Consider the following 17277-nt stretch of genomic DNA (forward strand, 5'->3'; position numbering starts at 1 on the left):
AGATGGAGACAATGAAAAAAACAGACGTAATCATTGAAAAACACACATATGAATTTAACAAAACAGCAGAAAATTGGACGCTAGCCTTAAGAAAATCAGAAGTTCAAGTCCCTGAAGAAAAAGACTTGGCCTTACTTAAAGTCGCTCACCCATTATTGATGGATACTAGCATTTACTGGGAAGAAGATGCAGTGACATTTACTTATGAACTGCCAAAAGAGCGCATCACTTTTGATGAATTAAAAGCAGCTTCTAAAGAAGAAAAATTACGTGCCATGGCAAATATGGCCGCTATCGAACAACTACTGGATCTACCATTAACCTTCTTTATTCATCCAGAAAACATTTTATTTGATTACAATTTACTGCCAAAAGTCGCTTACCGAGGATTAGAAGGCAAAATGCCGCCAACTGTCACGAATAACGAATTGCTTTTAAGACAATACAAAAGCTTGATCGTAGCCTTGTTTGAAAAGAAACAAGATTTTTCAAAACTCTATGAAGGACAACTAGAAATCAAAAAAGGCTCAGAATTTATCCAAACAATCCTTAAAAAAGAAAGTTTTGAAGAGATCAGACAGTATCTTGTAGAAAACTACGACCATACAGTAGAACGCACGCAAAAAACCATCAAAAAAGTCAGCAAAACAAAATTCCAAATTATGAAACAACTATCGATTTGGATGACTGTTTTATCCGTCTTTTTAGTGATTCCTTTAGCTTACCTACTCTTTTTCCGCTTGCCATTTTTAGATCGTATGCAAGACACAGACACAGCCTTCTTGAAAAATGACTACGAAGCTGTGATCACAACATTGGAACCTGTTAAGACAGCCAAAATTCCATTTACACAAAAATATGAATTAGCTTTTAGCTTCATTCAAGGAGAAGCCTTACAAGAACAACAGAAAAAAGTCATTTTAAATAACGTAACACTACGTTCTGACGAAAATTATTTAGATTACTGGATCGAAAACGGCCGTGGAAATCTTGATGAAGCCCTAGATGTAGCGAAAAACTTAGAAGATTCCGATCTGATTTTATATGGAATCACACAAAAAATCGAACAAGTTCGCAAAGATACAAAAATGACCGGAACTGAAAAAGAAGAAACGATCGGCAAATTAGAAGCCGACTATAAGAAATACAAAGAAAAACGTGACGAAAGTGTAAATGCTGCTGAAGAAGCAGAAAAGACACAAGGATCGACTGCTCAGGAGGGAAACTAGATGACTAAGACACAAGCCATCATCTACCTTCAAGGCTATCGCTATCAATTGACCCTTGATGATGAAAAAGTCCAACAGATTGGGCCGGACAATCAAGCAGCGCTTCACTTGCCACTTGTAACAGAAACAGATACTTTTACGATCGAAAATAAAGAGGACAAATGGGTGTTAACGCACCAAGAGACTGAATATGTCTTAAATTTTGCTACACCTCTCTCCTTCTCTTTATCAGATGAACAAGAAGTGACTGTTATTTTAGCACCTAAGACGAAGCTCCATATCTTTGATTTATTAGACAAAAAAGAAATCATTTTAAGCACCGATAAAGGCGCAACGCTTGAATTACCAAATGATCATTTAGCTGAGCCACTTTCTGCTATCTTGAAAAAACAAGACGATCAGTGGGTTTTGACACGTATCTCCGGTGAATTAATGATCAACAACCAGTTATTTACCGAGACCGACTATGTATTGCATAAAGGAGACGAACTGTCTTTCTTACACCATACATTAAAAATCTTTACGCATGAAATCCACGCAACAGAAGGCACGATCGTGAAATCTGACTTATGTGAAATTTACACCTCTCGTTATGATGTCTATGAAGATTACCCAGATTTCCACCGCTCACCGCGGATCATTTACCGTGAACCAGAAGAAAAAATGATGATCAACGCCCCAAGCGAACCAAACAATAAGCAACAAGACCAACTGATCAAAACGATCTTACCACCAATTGTAATGTTGATGGTCACTGTGGCAATGGCCTTTTTCAGACCGAATGGTTTATTCGTATTAGCCAGTGCCGCAACGACCTTGATCACGATTATTTTCTCAATCACGAATTACTTTAAAGGAAAAAAAGAACACAAACAAAGCCTGATCGACCGTGAAGTCAGCTATAAGAAATATTTAGTGGATAAATCGGTAGAGTTACACCAACTGAATCAAGAACAAAAGCAAGGACAACTCTACCACTATCCAAATGTTTCAGAATTATTGGATATGACGAAAACCTATAGCCCAAGAATTTATGAAAAAACGCCGTTGCACTTTGACTTCCTCTTCTATCGTTTAGGTTTAGGAACATTGCAATCATCAAGTGAAATTACCTATTCTAACAAAGAACGCGGCAAAGAAACGGATGATTTAGAAAAAAGCGGTTATGAGCTTTATACGAAGAGCTTAGAGCTAGAAGATATGCCAATTGTGGCGAATTTAGTCAATGGACCTGTTGGGTATATTGGCCCTAGAAACTTAGTGCTAGAACAACTTCATTTGCTAGTCAATCAATTATCTGTCTTCCATAGTTACCATGATTTACAATTTATCTCGATTTTCCCTGAAGCGGAAAAAGACCTATGGGAATGGATGCGTTGGTTGCCTCATGCTACGATGCAAGATGTCAATGTGCGTGGATTTGTCTATAACCAACGTAGCCGTGACCAAGTCTTGAATAGTTTGAATCAAATCTTGAAAAACCGTAAAAATTCCATGGAAGAAAACCGCAATAGCCGTGATAGTACGATCTTCTCCCCTCATTATGTGGTAATGATCACCGATGAGAAGTTGATTTTGGATCATGTCATCATGGAATTCTTCAATGAAGATCCAAGCGAATTAGGCTGTAGCGTGATTTTCGTGGAAGATGTTATGAGTAGTTTATCGGATAATATCAAAACCGTGATCGATATCCGTGACCGTAATACAGGGGTTCTTTTGTTGGAAGAAGGGAAATTGATGAACAAGTCATTCCAATTGGATCACTTCCCTGCTGAATTTAACAAAGAGCAATTGCCACGATTGTTGGCACCATTGAATCACTTACAAAATTTGAAATCAAGTATTCCAGAAGCCGTTACTTTCCTAGAAATGTACGGTATCGAAAAATTTGACGAGTTTAATGTGACCCAACGTTGGGCGGAACATTCGCCACATAAAACCTTAGCTGTACCGCTTGGTTTACGTGGAAAAGACGATATCGTCTACTTGAACTTACATGAAAAAGCCCACGGACCGCATGGGTTAGTCGCTGGGACAACGGGTTCTGGTAAATCGGAGATCGTGCAGAGTTATATTTTGAGTTTAGCGGTAAATTTCCATCCTTATGATGTGGCTTTCCTACTGATTGACTACAAAGGTGGGGGTATGGCGAACTTGTTCCGTAATCTGCCTCACTTATTAGGGAGTATTACCAACCTAGATGGCGCTCAAAGTATGCGTGCCTTAATCTCGATCAATGCCGAGCTAAAACGCCGTCAGCGCCTTTTCTCGGAGAATAACGTGAATCATATCAATCAATATCAAAAATTATATAAAAATGGCGATGTTTCTGAACCTATGCCTCACCTCTTCCTAATCAGTGATGAGTTTGCGGAGTTGAAATCAGAACAGCCTGAGTTTATGAAAGAACTCGTTTCCACTGCTCGTATTGGGCGTTCGTTGGGGATTCACTTGATCCTTGCGACACAAAAACCTAGTGGTGTAGTAAATGACCAAATCTGGAGTAACTCGAAATTTAAATTAGCGTTGAAAGTGGCAGATAAAGCCGATTCGATGGAAATGTTGAAAACACCTGATGCGGCGGAAATCACCCAAGCTGGGCGTGCCTACTTGCAAGTTGGGAATAATGAGATTTATGAATTGTTCCAAAGTGCTTGGAGTGGAGCTGATTATCAGCCTGAGAAAGATGACCAACAAATTGAGGACCATACGATTTACTTGGTTAACGACCTTGGTCAGTATGAGATTCTAAGTGAAGATTTAAGTGGCTTGGAAAATGCGGATGATGTGAAACAGATTCCGACGGAATTGGATGCCATTATTGATGGGATTCATGAAGTAGCGGAACGTGAAAATATCACACCACTTCCACGTCCTTGGTTACCACCGTTGGAAGAACGGATTGCTTCTTCTACCCTTCATCCAGTTGATTTTAGAGAAGAATGGTTAACAGAGAAACAGCCGCTTGAACCTGTTTTGGGTGTGGTGGATGTGCCGAGTATGCAGGCGCAGAATACCTTGCGTTTGAATATGACGCAAGAAGGTCATATGACCGTGTTTAGTAGTCCTGGGTATGGTAAGAGTACGTTTATGCAGACGGTTGTGATGGATTTGGCGCGTGTGCATAGTCCTGAGCGGTTGAATGTTTACTTGCTTGATTTTGGGACGAATGGTTTACTTCCGTTGAAGAAATTACCGCATGTGGCGGATACGATGAGTATTGATGAAGAAGAGAAAATTGAGAAGTTTGCGAGACGGATCAATGATGAGTTGAAACGTCGGAAGAAATTGTTGAGTGAGTTTTCTGTGGCAAGTTTAGATATGTATGAGCGAGCTAGTGGGAAAGAAGAACCAATTATTTTGATCTTGTTAGATGGTTTTGAAGGAATGAAAGGTGCGAAGTTTGAAGAGATTCTTGAGAAGGTTATTACACAAGTGGCTCGTGAAGGTGCTGGGATTGGGATTCATTTACTTCTATCCGCAGGTAGACAAAATTCAATGAGAGCGACTCTTTCAAGTAATATCAAAACGCAAATTGTATTGAAAATGATTGATGATTCAGAGCCAAGAGCGATTGTTGGACGAACAACTTTGACCATCGATGACTTACCTGGTCGTGGCTTGATTAAGTTGGAAGAACCAGAATTATTCCAGACTGCCCTTCCATCAGATGGTGAAGATACGTTACAAATTATTGAAGCGATTCAAGAAGAAGTTAGCCAAATGGATGAACATTGGACTGGGGCTAGACCTGAACCGATTCCTATGGTGCCAGAAGAATTAACATATGAACATTTTGAAGGTATTTTAGACAGAAAACATCCTGCTTCAAACGAATATATACCTTTAGGATTAGATTTAGACACAGTTGAAGTAGTTCCTTGGTTGACAACTAAAGAAGAACATCTAACAGTTGTAGGAGCTAGTCAACAAGATACCGAAGGCTTAATGAAACTCTTTATTACACAAATTAACCGTATGAATCAAGTCAATCCAGTTAATTATTTACATGTAATTGATACTAGTCGACAAACGTATCAACATTTAAGCGGCTCAGTGGTTAGCTATGTTTCAGAACTTGAGGGAATGGAACAACTCTTAACAGGCATTAGAAATGAACAAGTCGCTCTAAAAGAACAAAATAGAACCGATGTTGAAATGAATCATTATATTTTGATTGCAAACATTAATGATTTTAGTGCTAAAACAAGAGATACTTTAGCTAAGATAAATATTGAACTTTATGAAGAATATGATTCAATTAAATTCATTACTTTTGGCTCAGCTAACGATTATGGCGCGAACTATGATGATTTTTCTAAGTTATTAAAACAAAATAAACATGGTTTACTATTTATGAAATATTCAGACCAAAGTCTATTAACAGCTGCTAACTTGAACTACAAATCACCTGCATTAACGAATCAAGAAGCTTACTTTGTAGAAGATGATTATGCAACTATTCTTAAATTACCAACACTATTTTAAAGGAGGATTCTATGGCAAAAAAAACAGAAGCTGAAAAAAATGTAGAGCGTCAAAATCTTAGAAATGTATATGAACCAGAAATTCGAGCAATGGAGGCAGATATTGCCTCTTTGACCACTGAAATTGAATTTTTAACGATGAAAAAAATTTTTTTAGATAGTAATGTCACAACTCTAGATACAACGCATCAAAATTTTCGTGACTTAATGAACACTAATAAAAATAAATTTAATGAAATTGATACTGAAGATCTAAAAGGGAATTATATGGTTCAAGTTAATGCACAAGCTTCCGCAGTTATTGGGGATGGTCAGTCAGCAAGAGAAGCGGTAAAACGAGCGTGGGACAAAAGCATTAAAGCACAAACGAAATTGGACAAAAAAATTGAAAAATTACGTTCAGAATTGAGCTCAACAATGACTACTTTAACAGATACACAATTTCAATTTAGACAAGCATTAAATTCAATTATTTAATTAAAGGAGTGCAGTAATGGGATACGAACTAAAAGTTGAAACAGATAAATTATCTGAACAAAGAGATGGCTTAAAAAATGGATTTGATAGTATTCATAATGGGTTAGTCAATATAGAAAAAGCTCTTGAAGGTGTAGAGAACAAAGGTTATAAAGGCGAAGCTGGAAAAAGTATTGAAGAATTAATGAATATTATTAAATCAGATGTAATTGCTCCCACTGACAAATATAATGACTTAGTACTTAGTGTTTTAAAAGCTGCTTATGACCGCTTTGAATCGTTATAATAGGAGGTAATAATATGAGAAAAAGTCCAACTACAGGTGATGCTGTGAATAAAGTTTATATACCAACACATTCCATCACACAACCTACACCTTCATATGCTGGGGGATATAAACCAAAAATTTCTGAAACAAAAGCATCTTATGAAATGGGAGCTGGAATATTAATTGACAAAGGAAAGATCGAGACAGAAATATGTACGAATATTATGTTAGGATTAACCCAACTGCAAGAAGGTGTCAAATTAATAGAATCTAAAAAAAATTCCTTAACAGAAAAAGATTGGAAATCTGAATCTTATGAAAGTTATAGAGAGTATGTTGATAATTTTCTTGTATATATGAATGAGATTACAGTTTTTTTTGAAGCTTTATCTAAAAAAATTATTGGTGATGCTACACTTTTTGAAGAGTTAGATAGTTATATCAATAAAGTAATTAGTTCAGAAACAAATATATCTAGTTGGAGGTAACAAAATGGGAGAAAGAAAGCTTTTAAGTGAGGCAATCGAACAGTATAATACGGATATAGCGGACATTGCTACGAATATTGATTCTTACTATACATCATCCGAAAAGCTAGCAACAAAAATCGATACTTTAATCGAGGAGTGTGAACTGTCTATTGAGGGAACTTTATCAGAAGAATTTTCTGGCGCTTCATCACCATCAACATTAACTACAAAACTGGATGAGTATGTCACAGGTATCAAAACCGCTTTAACAGATGCTAATGAGAAAGCTCAAACCGATGATCGTGAAATCAAAGAAAAAATCACAGCTCGTTCTGATGAAGTAAAGCAATTGAAGAGTATTATAAGTCAATATAAAAGTAAAATACAAAGCGCATCTTCTCTTACTGCACCAGGATTAAACTCAGGACTAAAAGCTATAGGTAAAGCTGGGAATATTGACAATATTCCCGGAGTTATTGATGGTCGCAACAAACGATTGGAAAGAGAAGTAAGATTAAATAAATTATGGTCGCCAGAAAAAATTGAAGAAAAAATAAGAGAAATGTATCGTAATTTATCAGATGAACAAATAGACGTTTTACGTGAATATTATGTATTTAAAAATATGAAATCTTGGCCTTTACCAACTCAACCATTAGATATATTAGGAAAAGACGCACAATTAATATTTGAAGATGGAAAATATAAAATTTTGTATACTAACGAATCAAAAGTCACTTTCTTAGATGTAAATGGTTCTGTAAGTGCTAATTTTCTTAAGCCATCGATGTCATCCAATATTGATATGAATGGTTCTGGAAAAAATTCTTTAAAACCTGGGATGGGAATGAGTGGTTCTGCATCAGGTAGGCTTACTTCTGTAGATTTAGGAGACACTTCATGGTCTGTTGGTAATGCTTCATTAAAAGGAACCATTAACCCAAAAGGCGCAGAGCTTGCTTTAGGAGGCAGTGCCGCAAAAGGTAGCTATGAAGTCGTTTTCTGGGAGGACGACTTGCATAGAGTCAGTGCTAAACTCGACCTTTCTTTATTATCTGGAGAAATTAAGGCAAAATTGGGAACTGATGGTTTTGATGTAGGTATCCCTGGACTAGTAGGAATTGGTATTTCAGGAAGTAAGAAGGAACTTATAGATCTTGATAGTGGCTTATAAAAAGGAGAAATAAATGCTTAAAAATAGAAAAATTGATTATATTCTATTGTTTTTACTAATAATTTTACTCGCGTCTTGTCAGAAAAATAATTTGAATAGTATTACTACATCTAGTACTCAAAACATTGAGGATACTTTAACTGAACAACAAAGTGATGCAATAAAAAATGGATATAAAGTAGGAAAATATACAATACTCTTATCTGAAAATAACAAAAAATCTGAACAAGATATTACTACTTTTATAGAAAATGATTTCTTCGAAAAAGCCTTATTAACAGCAGAACCTAAGGTTGATCCCAATAAAAAAATCAATATATTAACTTATTCTATGCACTATTCACCAGAAGAAGAGCGTTATACATTAGGCGTATTCTTCATTAATTCTTCAAAAGATAATATCAGTCGCGTAAAAATGTTAGTAAAGCCTAAGTTTAAAAATATTGAAGAAAATGAATTTATCAATGTCAATTTTGAAGGTGATGATTTTCCTAATCTTCCTATAAATGGAGTTTCTCCTAGAACTATTTCTGCTAGTGCTCCAATAGAATACCTTGATAGATTAAAAGAAAACACTGGCTCTGATATTACATTTGAAATTAAAGACCTAGAAATAAATGGAAAAAAGGTGAACAATACAAATGAAAATTGATTGGGCAAAGTATTTAAAAGAAAATACTGATTGTCATCCTATGATTGATAATCAAGAATACATTACAGCTTGGGATGATTATTTTAAAAAGAACAAAGGAATTTTCCCATCAAATGAATTAGTCATCATTACTGGGAATATAACTATTAAAAATGAAAACATGGTATTAGAGTATGCTCTACTTAATCAAACTGAGAAACCAGTCAAAGAAATTGAATTTGGCGTTACATTATCTTTATTTGGAAAAGAATACTTCACAGGTGCTTTAAGAACTAATAAAGATTGCTATGAAGAACTTCTTCCAAATGATGTGCGATTAGATTTAATCGATTTTGGAAACGATCGATATGATAACCAAGAATTAACAAACGATAACTACCAATTAATCATTCACTATTGTAATGAAATAAACTATGATACAGATGAACTATCTGAAAAGGAGCTACAAGATAGTGCAAAGTAAACATCCCGGAGATAGACTAGATACTATTGCTGATATTCTTCTTTTCGTTCAAGTAATAATGACAATATTCAATGTTATTTTTGGATTTTGGGCAAGGAGTCAACACTATTTATACGGACTACTCTTAAGCGGAATGCTTATTCGTGCGATTATTCAGACTATCGTAATGTTTTGGTTAGTAAATAAAGAAAAAAAACTCCCAAAAAACTCAACTGCATGGTGGATATTTGTTTGCTGTTTAGCTTCTGGTTTCACTAATATTTTTTCTAGTTATAGTTCGTTTACTTGGGGAAATTTAGAATTGATACTCATTGTATGTGGTATTATTTTGTTATTTCGTCACTACTCTTATATAAAAGACGTTCGGAGAGAATACGAAGAAAAGAAGAAGAGAGAGCAGTAAGAATAGGTCTAAGTAAATCATAAAATATTGAATAGCAAAAAAAAGGAGAAAATATTGAAAAATAAGAACGTCTTTATTATTACTTTAATTAGCATTGCTCTTGTTGCTATTATTGGAGGATGGATATTTGTATCATCCAATAAGAAAACATATGCATCTTTTCCAGACATTTTTAAAACGATGGATATTTCCACAAAAAATGAAAAAACCAACATTGAGTCATTGAGAAAATTTGCTAAAAAAAAAGAGTATACTTTCCAAAAAGCTAAAGATAGAAATATTGAGAAAATTTTAGTTGTTTCAAAAGATTATATTCAGAATTTAACATACTCTCCAGAAGAAAATGAATTAAGGTTTATGAGAATGAACAGCGCTGATTTAACAATGCCTGAAGAAAAAAAGATTAAAAATATAGCGGAAAAAGATCCATTCTCTAAGGTTATCGACGAACTTGGAGAACCAGATAAAATGAAAAAGGATGGAAATGGGCTAATTGCATTGAGGTGGGAAGATAAATTGGAAAAAGGATATGTATACTTATCTATAGAATTAAAAGACAATAAGGTAACTAAGATAGAAACAGAAAAAATATAGAAAAACTGTGCAAATATCGCATTTTTGATATTTGCACAGTTTTTCACTTCAACCGAATTATCTCAGATATATCACTAATATTCTCAGCTTATAAATCTGATTCTTCGCAAACTATTCCTAAAATTGAAAATCATTTTGAAGGGTCCACTTGAAAAAAAAGTTTAATAACTTATTCCCTTTCGGAGTTAGAAATTACTATTTTAAGTAATTTTTGACTTTTTGTCTCGAATGAAAATATAAGTTTACTCTTTATGTTAAAATTAAAGGTGAGTTCTATAGACATAGAACGTCAAAACATTAAATTAAAAGAGGATACATTCTTTATTCCTAAGATATATGATGATTACTTGTTAAAGATTCAAAAAAACAAAAAATTGCTATTTAATCAAAAGAAATAGCAGTACAAGATTTACCAATTTCTACAATTATGGATGAGGAACTTATGATAAAGAAAATAAAATGTTCATTACATTACTGTATTTGGTAAACAATACTGATAGAGGAATCGGAAATATTTCTTTCGAATACCATTTAGATTTAACTACGATTGATAGAAAGGATGAAAATGATGAAATACTTTCTACTAAAACTATTGTACCTATTTTTTGGGGAGCTAAAAACATTAAGTTATCTCCTAAAAAAGACTCCTACTTTGGAGAGGATTTAAGTAAAATAGAAGTTAATAATATTATGATTAGTTATAAAGATGAAATTGAAGAATCTAATAAGTAACTGTTCGGCATTACTTTCGGACACAAAAACTTACTGACAAAGCTTGGAATAGTTTATGTAAATCATTTGCTTGGTAAATATTAATGATGGAGAATATTATATGACTACAAAAAAATTAAAATTTAACGCTATAGAAGAAATAGCTACCAAATATTTTGCTTTAGAATGTTGTGAAATGAGTGAAAAATTCAGTTTTCTCAGAAGATTTCTTGTGGGAGGATTTTTCTCTATATTACTATTAATGTTAGGTTTCTTCTCTCAATACGCCATTACACATTTTCACTCTGCTACAATTACCTTAGACTCTACTAATGAGTATCAGTATTTTGTTGCTCCCATGTCAATAGTTTTTATAATTTCTAGTATACTTTTTTTCACTTTGACTTTCGGTGGTGCCATTTATAGAAGAAAACGAAATATAAAGTTATCTCTGTTCAGTGCAAAATGGCTAATGGCAATAACTATAATTTTATATGCTTTATCCTTTATTGTTAGTCAACTTCTTATCAGTGTCAAATTTTTACGTTACTTTTATTCAGTATTGTTCATTATAAGCATTCTTTTAATCATTTTTAAAACGAAAAAAAATATTCATGAACTGCTCTATGGGAAAAAAAAAGAAGAAGATTTTATATCAAAAAATTGGAAAAAAATTCGAGAGTTAATCGGGATTTTTTTCTCAATAGCTATGATATACAGCGTACTTTTCCAAAATGATGGTGCTTTGAAACAAAACTTCTATTTGATTCTATTATGGTTTTTCCCAATAATTATTATTATAGCTGGATTTCTTTGGACAAGTATCTATAAATCTTATATAAAGCTATTCTACCTAAACTATTTTTCAGAAGCATTTAGACAAAAATTTAAAGTAGAGAAAAAATTATGGTACGGCTCTAAATCTAAAGAATACAAAGAGGAACAAAGAAAAAGTAGCAATATCTTTCTAGACACCTAAACTAAACAACACAATCAAAAGGAGCAACATGAACTCAAATCACACACATAAAACACACACACAATTTATCAAAGTAAACTTTTTAAAAACAATCCTACTCCTCACTACAATCTTCCTATTCACTCTCTCCCCCCCACAAACCAGCTTCGCCGAAAGTTTCTTCGTCGACGATCAAGCGGGTCTATTAAGCGAGGAAACAAAACAAACCATCATCCAAGCCAACGAAGCAGATTTCAAACAACTATCTGGCAGCCCGCAATTCGTTCTAAAAACCATCAAAAAATTACCTAAAAACGAAACGATCGAAACCTACGCAAATGAAACATTCCAAACGTTAGGCGTAGGTGATAAAGACCTAAACAACGGTTTTCTATTTGTTATTGCAGTATCTGATCGGAAGTATCGTTTAGAAGTTGGCTATGGTGTAGAAGACGTAATTACAGATAGTATGAAGCGTGACATTGTACCGACAAGCGTGGAACAATTGTTTCGCGAAGAAAAGTATGATCAAGGTTTAAACATCATCAGCCACAATATTATAACGATCGTGAATGAACGGTATGGCAATTATGAAGCGGCGAAAAAGGAAGTTCAGGATCTGGAACAAGCAAGTAATGCTTATGGTGATTCTCAATACCACTATGTAGAACCAAAAAAGAATTTTTTGGACTATATTTGGAGCGCTATTACTTTTATCATGGATCATTTTATCCTATCAATGTTGGTTGCTTTGGGTCTTTTTGTTGGCTTCTTTTCCTTTAGGAGTTTCTTAGAAAAGCGACTTTTAAAGATGCCCCTATTTGATTCGATCCAAGAGGTACAGGTACGTTGGCTAGGCAAAGTAGCGGTGAGAGAAAGATCGATTATGATTTATTTTAGAGAAGCACCTATCTGGAGATTGATTCTAGCTAATTTTGGGAACTATACATTTTTGCGTCGTTATTTATCCAAAATTTTATTTACAAGTGATGTCATAGATCATGCCGCACAACTTGGTAAATATCGTATGCATCACCTTACCGAAGCAAACAAGCTAGCGTATTGCACCATGTGTTTAGACGTCAGCGAACGCTATTATGAAGAGTATTCTCAGAGTTTAGGCGATTTCCTAACAGAACCGCAGAATATCACAGAAGCAACAAAACAACTACAAACGAAACTGAAGCAATCAGATAATGACTACTTAGAAATGTTACAAAAAATCGTTCAAGCCAGAGTTGCTTTTATGCAAACGAGAAAGATTGTACAAATTTATGTAAAAGAACAAGTTCCAAAGTCATTTTACACAAAGCAAAAAGAAAAATTGCTAGTATTACTCGTTTCATATCACCTACTAAAAGGGCAAGATACCAGTAAAGCAGATTTTTTAAAAGAAGCTGATAACTTTGAACGTGAATTGCCTGATGCTTTTAAAAAAGGCGAGAAGGATTTTAAAAAAATCGAATCGAACTATTATCAAAAAGCGATCATGGATCTTGATAAATGTTTATTTCTTGGCGCTATACCTGGTATGAATTTCTCGAAGTATCAAACGTTACAACATTTTAGCGCCTCGAGCTATCGAAGTAGTGATTCTGGCGACTCTTCTGGAAGTGGCGGGAGTAGCTCTGGTGGCGGCGGTTCATCAGGCGGTGGCGGTTTTTCTGGTGGGTGGTAAAACGTAGTCAATTGCAAAAAGAGCGAGGAATAATCAGATTTTTTCTGACTATTCTCCGCTCTTCTTTATTAATTCAGTCTTACCTTTTCGCTACAAACAATGCTTCAGCAATTCCTGGGACACTACTAGGATCACCGTAATTTTTATGCGTTTGAGTCACTGTATATTTTTTCCCTTGATATGCTACTTCTTCCCCTTGATAATACTGGATCGGCTTTATATCCGTTCCTAGCTTAAACTCAAGAGTATCCGTAAATCGACCAAGATAATCCACATTCGCATCAAATACACCTGTCACACCTGAAAATTCTACTTGTGAACTCCACTGCCATGCAGCTGTATCTGAGTGTAATAGATTTTCATTCGATGGTGATTTTGGCCATTCCGCTACCCAGCTATTCTCTTTCCCTAATACTGGAAATTCCAACCAATTATTCGTAAACCAGCTTGCCATACTATAATGGATCACATTGTTAAACCCACGTTTATTTAATTGATTTTTGAAAGCTGTTGAAGTAATCGTTACGTCTGCTGGAATCATTTCTCCTTCTTCGGCATCATTGACCATCACTGTATCAGGATTCAATCCAAGTTCTTCCGCAAAATCCGCAAAGTAATTCGCTTCTTCTACTGCTTTTTGTTCATCCACAAACCAAGAATAATGATACGTTGAAACAGTTAAACCTGCTTTTTTTGCATTTTCAATTTGGATCTTCGCAAATGGATTTTTATACGTCGTATATTCTGTCAGTTTTACGACTACACCGTTAACCCCTTGTTTGTTCATTTTTTTATATGATTCTACAGATATCTCACCATTCCAAGAAGAAATATCGATAAAGTCAGCTTTTGGAAGGAGCTCTTGTGTGTAAGGCAAGCTAGCTTGTTGCGTTCTTTTAGAAGGTTCTGCCTTTTTTAAATTATTTCCCATAACATGATTATTTTTTTCATTGATGGTTAGTTTTTGTGCTGATGCTTGTATACTTGTAGAAAACAAAGCTACACTGCCTAGACAAATGAATAATACATTTAATAACATTTTTTTCAAAATAGTAACCACTCTTTCTTTCAGTTTTTTTATAAATCACTTTAGCTTACTTTTACAATAACATCTTTTTATACCTCTTTTAGATCAAAATAGTATGGTTTATGTATTTTTTTGAATTTACTTAAAATAACGATGATTAAAAAAAATGTCATTTTCCTCTAACAAAGGAAAATGACATACGCTTAATGACCAATTTAATGATACTCACGCTCATGTTTCAACAACCACTTCTTCCGCTCCACGCCTCCACCATAGCCACCCAGACTACCATCCATCTGAATCACTCGATGACACGGAATAATGATTGCTAATTGATTCGCACCATTCGCGTTTCCAACTGCTCGCATTCCATTAGGACTTCCGATTGCTTGCGCTAATTCTTTATAGGAAGAAGTTTCACCACGCTTGATTTCTGTTAAAGCCTGCCAAACACTTTTCTGAAAGTCAGAACCTAAACACAGATACGGCGTTCTAAATTCATCCAGTTTCTTCTCAAAATACAAATCCAGTTCCTCTTTTATCTGCTCGTTGATTTTGGTTTTTCCTGGAACGATTGAAGCATTCATTCGATTTCGCAGTCGTTCGATTTCCCTTTCCAAACCGCGTCGGTCAACAAATTCTAGTAAATATAGGTACTCGTCATCCGCAATACTCATCATCGGTCCTAAAATCGTATCGACCCAATCTGCTGATAATACTTTGATCTCTTTTGATTGCTTCGGATTTCTCCCCATTATTTTTGAAAAAGCATCGTAGAAACCACTGGGTGAATCATAGCCAACATCCAGCTGGGTATCAATTCGCTTTTCTCCATTTTTGATTGATTTCAAGGCCATTCCCATCCTTCTTGATCGTGCATATTGAACAAATGTCATACCGTAGACTTTTTTAAATTGCCTTCTGGCCGTCATCGAGTGAATGCCCAATTCAGCGAAGTCTTGATCTTTCCAACGCTTCTCTGGATTTTCTTCTACTAACTCCACCATTTTCTGAACGAATGGCGGGATCTCTCTTGGAAAAGATAATGGCTTGCATCGTTTACATGGTCTATAGCCAGATAAAAGAGCTTCTTCTGCAGTCTCGTAAAAGGTACAGTTTTCATATTTAGGTTTCCTTGCCGGACATGTGGCATGGCAGAAAACCCCAGTTGATTTAATACCGACAAAGAAAATTCCGTCATATGTAGAATCTTTTGCAAGCAGTGCTTTGTAATACTGTTTTTTTTCTTTTTCACCGATCATTGGACATTCCCCTTTCTACTTTAATCTGAATAATTCAATGCGATCTTGTTCTTCCAGCTCAGCTAAATCTGCCAATAACGATGTATAAAATGCATCTAAGTCAGTATTTTCACTTTCATTATAAATCATATAGATCGAAGGACCAAAGCTGATTCTTGAAATTCCTATATTTAGATAGTCTGTAATGGAATCTTTTTTGATATCTAACATGATATTGATCGGCAATGTTGTTTCAGCCGCGATTTTCTTGATATGTTCTTTATTTTTTAATCCTGGTATAAAAATACCATCGATTCCTGTTTTTTCATAGGCTTTGATTCGAGTGATCGTTTGATTTAGCAGTTGTTCGCTTTGATTATTCTGTGTAAGATCTCCCATAAAGTACATGTCAGTTCTAACATTGATAAATAGATCTTTTTTCATAGTGTTAAGTTTTTGCTTGATGAAAAATAACCGCTCGCATTGTTCTTCCAGAGGGTACAGTGTGTTCATACCCGTTTTTTTGTCTTCGATGTTGATACCGATTGCTCCATTGGTAACAAGTTCCTCAATATTTAAAGCTAAATCTTTTAGATTGGATGCATACCCAGCTTCAATATCTACTGTAATATAGCGATCTTCTCTATTTAGTTGTTCTATAAAAGTCAGAATTTCTTTAAAAGGTAGTTTCTCACCATCTTGATATCCGTAATAGTCAGCCATTGCATAACTGCCAGTTGGAAGTAACGTTATCTTTTTTTGTATCAGTTCCATGGCACTTGTTGCATTCCAGATATTTAGTAGAATAAGTGGTTTTTCTTTTTTATGCGCTGTTCTGAATCGTGTCACTTTTGTTTCTTTCATTTTCATCGATCCCTTCTTTTACGTCTTAATTTTACTGCTAATTTTTAGAAGGTTCTTTCGAAAAATGAACATCAATTTTTTATTTTTTTAAGCTTAAGTTTTAAGTACGCCACTATTCTTTTTCACTCCTTCCTCTAATCTGGCGTAGCCAGCCACACTATTTTTTTCTGGATATACTTCTCTATATTTTATTGAGGGAGTAATTCAATGATATGGTCACTTCTCTCACTACGTTCGCCAAGTATTGTTCATCATCTACTCTGGCAAAGCCAGTCGTAGTGATTCACAATAAATAACCCGCTCTTCGGGGAAAGAGCGGGAAAAGGAGTTAAAAAATGAAAAAAGTGTTTTGTTAGGGTTGTTTGGTATAAAACTATCTTAACCTGTAATTGTGATTATTTTGTGTTGAAAAATTGGCTTCTTTATTACTATTTTTGTCGAGATTCTGAATTTCCTTTCGAGATACTTATCCTTCACACTCTGAAAAAATTATATAAAAATGATACAAATCCAATACAACGCCTTCATTTCATCCCTAAATATTTAAATAGTTTATACAAAAATTCTAAATAAAAAAT

The 17277-nt window shown here is 34.6% G+C and carries 16 protein-coding genes; 13 read left to right on the plus strand and 3 right to left on the minus strand.

The features are described from left to right. Nucleotides 1-2: 2 nt before the first annotated feature. The 13 genes from essB to AC4BB5_RS17935 all read left to right on the plus strand — a co-directional run bounded on the left by essB (nt 3) and on the right by AC4BB5_RS17935 (nt 13567). Nucleotides 3-1229 (plus strand): type VII secretion protein EssB, encoded by a 1227-nt coding sequence (essB, locus tag AC4BB5_RS17875; RefSeq protein ID WP_490457386.1) that lies wholly within the window; start codon nt 3-5, stop codon nt 1227-1229. Continuing rightward, a complete protein-coding gene (gene essC, locus AC4BB5_RS17880; protein WP_490457387.1) occupies nt 1230-5720 on the plus strand; it encodes a type VII secretion protein EssC in 4491 nt (1496 codons plus the stop codon). An 11-nt stretch (nt 5721-5731) separates the two neighbouring features. Next, a complete protein-coding gene (locus AC4BB5_RS17885) occupies nt 5732-6196 on the plus strand; it encodes a hypothetical protein (RefSeq protein WP_490457388.1) in 465 nt (154 codons plus the stop codon). A gap of 16 nt (nt 6197-6212) precedes the next feature. After that, nucleotides 6213-6482, plus strand: coding sequence for a hypothetical protein (locus AC4BB5_RS17890; protein ID WP_086314735.1), 270 nt, complete (start codon nt 6213-6215; stop codon nt 6480-6482). Between the two features lie 14 nt (nt 6483-6496). Continuing rightward, the gene (locus AC4BB5_RS17895; protein ID WP_490457389.1) at nt 6497-6952 is read left to right on the plus strand and encodes a hypothetical protein; all 456 of its coding nucleotides are present in this window, start codon (nt 6497-6499) and stop codon (nt 6950-6952) included. 4 nt (nt 6953-6956) lie between these two features. Continuing rightward, on the plus strand, nt 6957-8108 hold the full coding sequence (locus AC4BB5_RS17900; protein WP_490457390.1) for a hypothetical protein: 1152 nt from the start codon (nt 6957-6959) through the stop codon (nt 8106-8108). 13 nt (nt 8109-8121) lie between these two features. Next, nucleotides 8122-8760 carry a hypothetical protein gene (locus AC4BB5_RS17905; RefSeq protein WP_490457391.1) on the plus strand — a complete coding sequence of 213 codons (639 nt, stop codon included), beginning with the start codon at nt 8122-8124 and terminating at the stop codon, nt 8758-8760. Continuing rightward, complete coding sequence (locus tag AC4BB5_RS17910; RefSeq protein ID WP_490457392.1) at nt 8750-9223, plus strand: hypothetical protein; 474 nt, start codon at nt 8750-8752, stop codon at nt 9221-9223. The genes AC4BB5_RS17905 and AC4BB5_RS17910 overlap by 11 nt, the downstream gene beginning before the upstream one ends. Further along, complete coding sequence (locus AC4BB5_RS17915; protein WP_490457393.1) at nt 9213-9626, plus strand: hypothetical protein; 414 nt, start codon at nt 9213-9215, stop codon at nt 9624-9626. The genes AC4BB5_RS17910 and AC4BB5_RS17915 overlap by 11 nt, the downstream gene beginning before the upstream one ends. 54 nt (nt 9627-9680) lie before the next feature. After that, on the plus strand, nt 9681-10220 hold the full coding sequence (locus AC4BB5_RS17920) for a hypothetical protein (protein WP_490457394.1): 540 nt from the start codon (nt 9681-9683) through the stop codon (nt 10218-10220). A gap of 459 nt (nt 10221-10679) precedes the next feature. After that, nucleotides 10680-10952, plus strand: a complete 273-nt coding sequence (locus AC4BB5_RS17925) for a hypothetical protein (protein WP_490457395.1) — start codon at nt 10680-10682, stop codon at nt 10950-10952. A 100-nt stretch (nt 10953-11052) separates the two neighbouring features. After that, complete coding sequence (locus tag AC4BB5_RS17930) at nt 11053-11910, plus strand: hypothetical protein (protein ID WP_490457396.1); 858 nt, start codon at nt 11053-11055, stop codon at nt 11908-11910. Between the two features lie 28 nt (nt 11911-11938). Further along, a complete protein-coding gene (locus tag AC4BB5_RS17935) occupies nt 11939-13567 on the plus strand; it encodes a TPM domain-containing protein (RefSeq protein ID WP_490457397.1) in 1629 nt (542 codons plus the stop codon). Nucleotides 13568-13646: 79 nt separating this feature from the next. Here the strand turns inward: AC4BB5_RS17935 and AC4BB5_RS17940 are convergent, their stop codons facing one another. From AC4BB5_RS17940 to AC4BB5_RS17950, 3 genes are all read right to left on the minus strand, one after another. Then, nucleotides 13647-14606, minus strand: a complete 960-nt coding sequence (locus AC4BB5_RS17940; RefSeq protein WP_490459096.1) for a GH25 family lysozyme — start codon at nt 14604-14606, stop codon at nt 13647-13649. A 203-nt stretch (nt 14607-14809) separates the two neighbouring features. Further along, on the minus strand, nt 14810-15856 hold the full coding sequence (locus tag AC4BB5_RS17945; protein WP_490457398.1) for a bifunctional transcriptional activator/DNA repair enzyme AdaA: 1047 nt from the start codon (nt 15854-15856) through the stop codon (nt 14810-14812). 15 nt (nt 15857-15871) lie between these two features. Next, complete coding sequence (locus tag AC4BB5_RS17950; RefSeq protein WP_490457399.1) at nt 15872-16705, minus strand: isocitrate lyase/PEP mutase family protein; 834 nt, start codon at nt 16703-16705, stop codon at nt 15872-15874. Nucleotides 16706-17277: the final 572 nt, after the last annotated feature.

The sequence above is a fragment of the Enterococcus sp. AMC1252 genome (genome assembly GCF_058216515.1).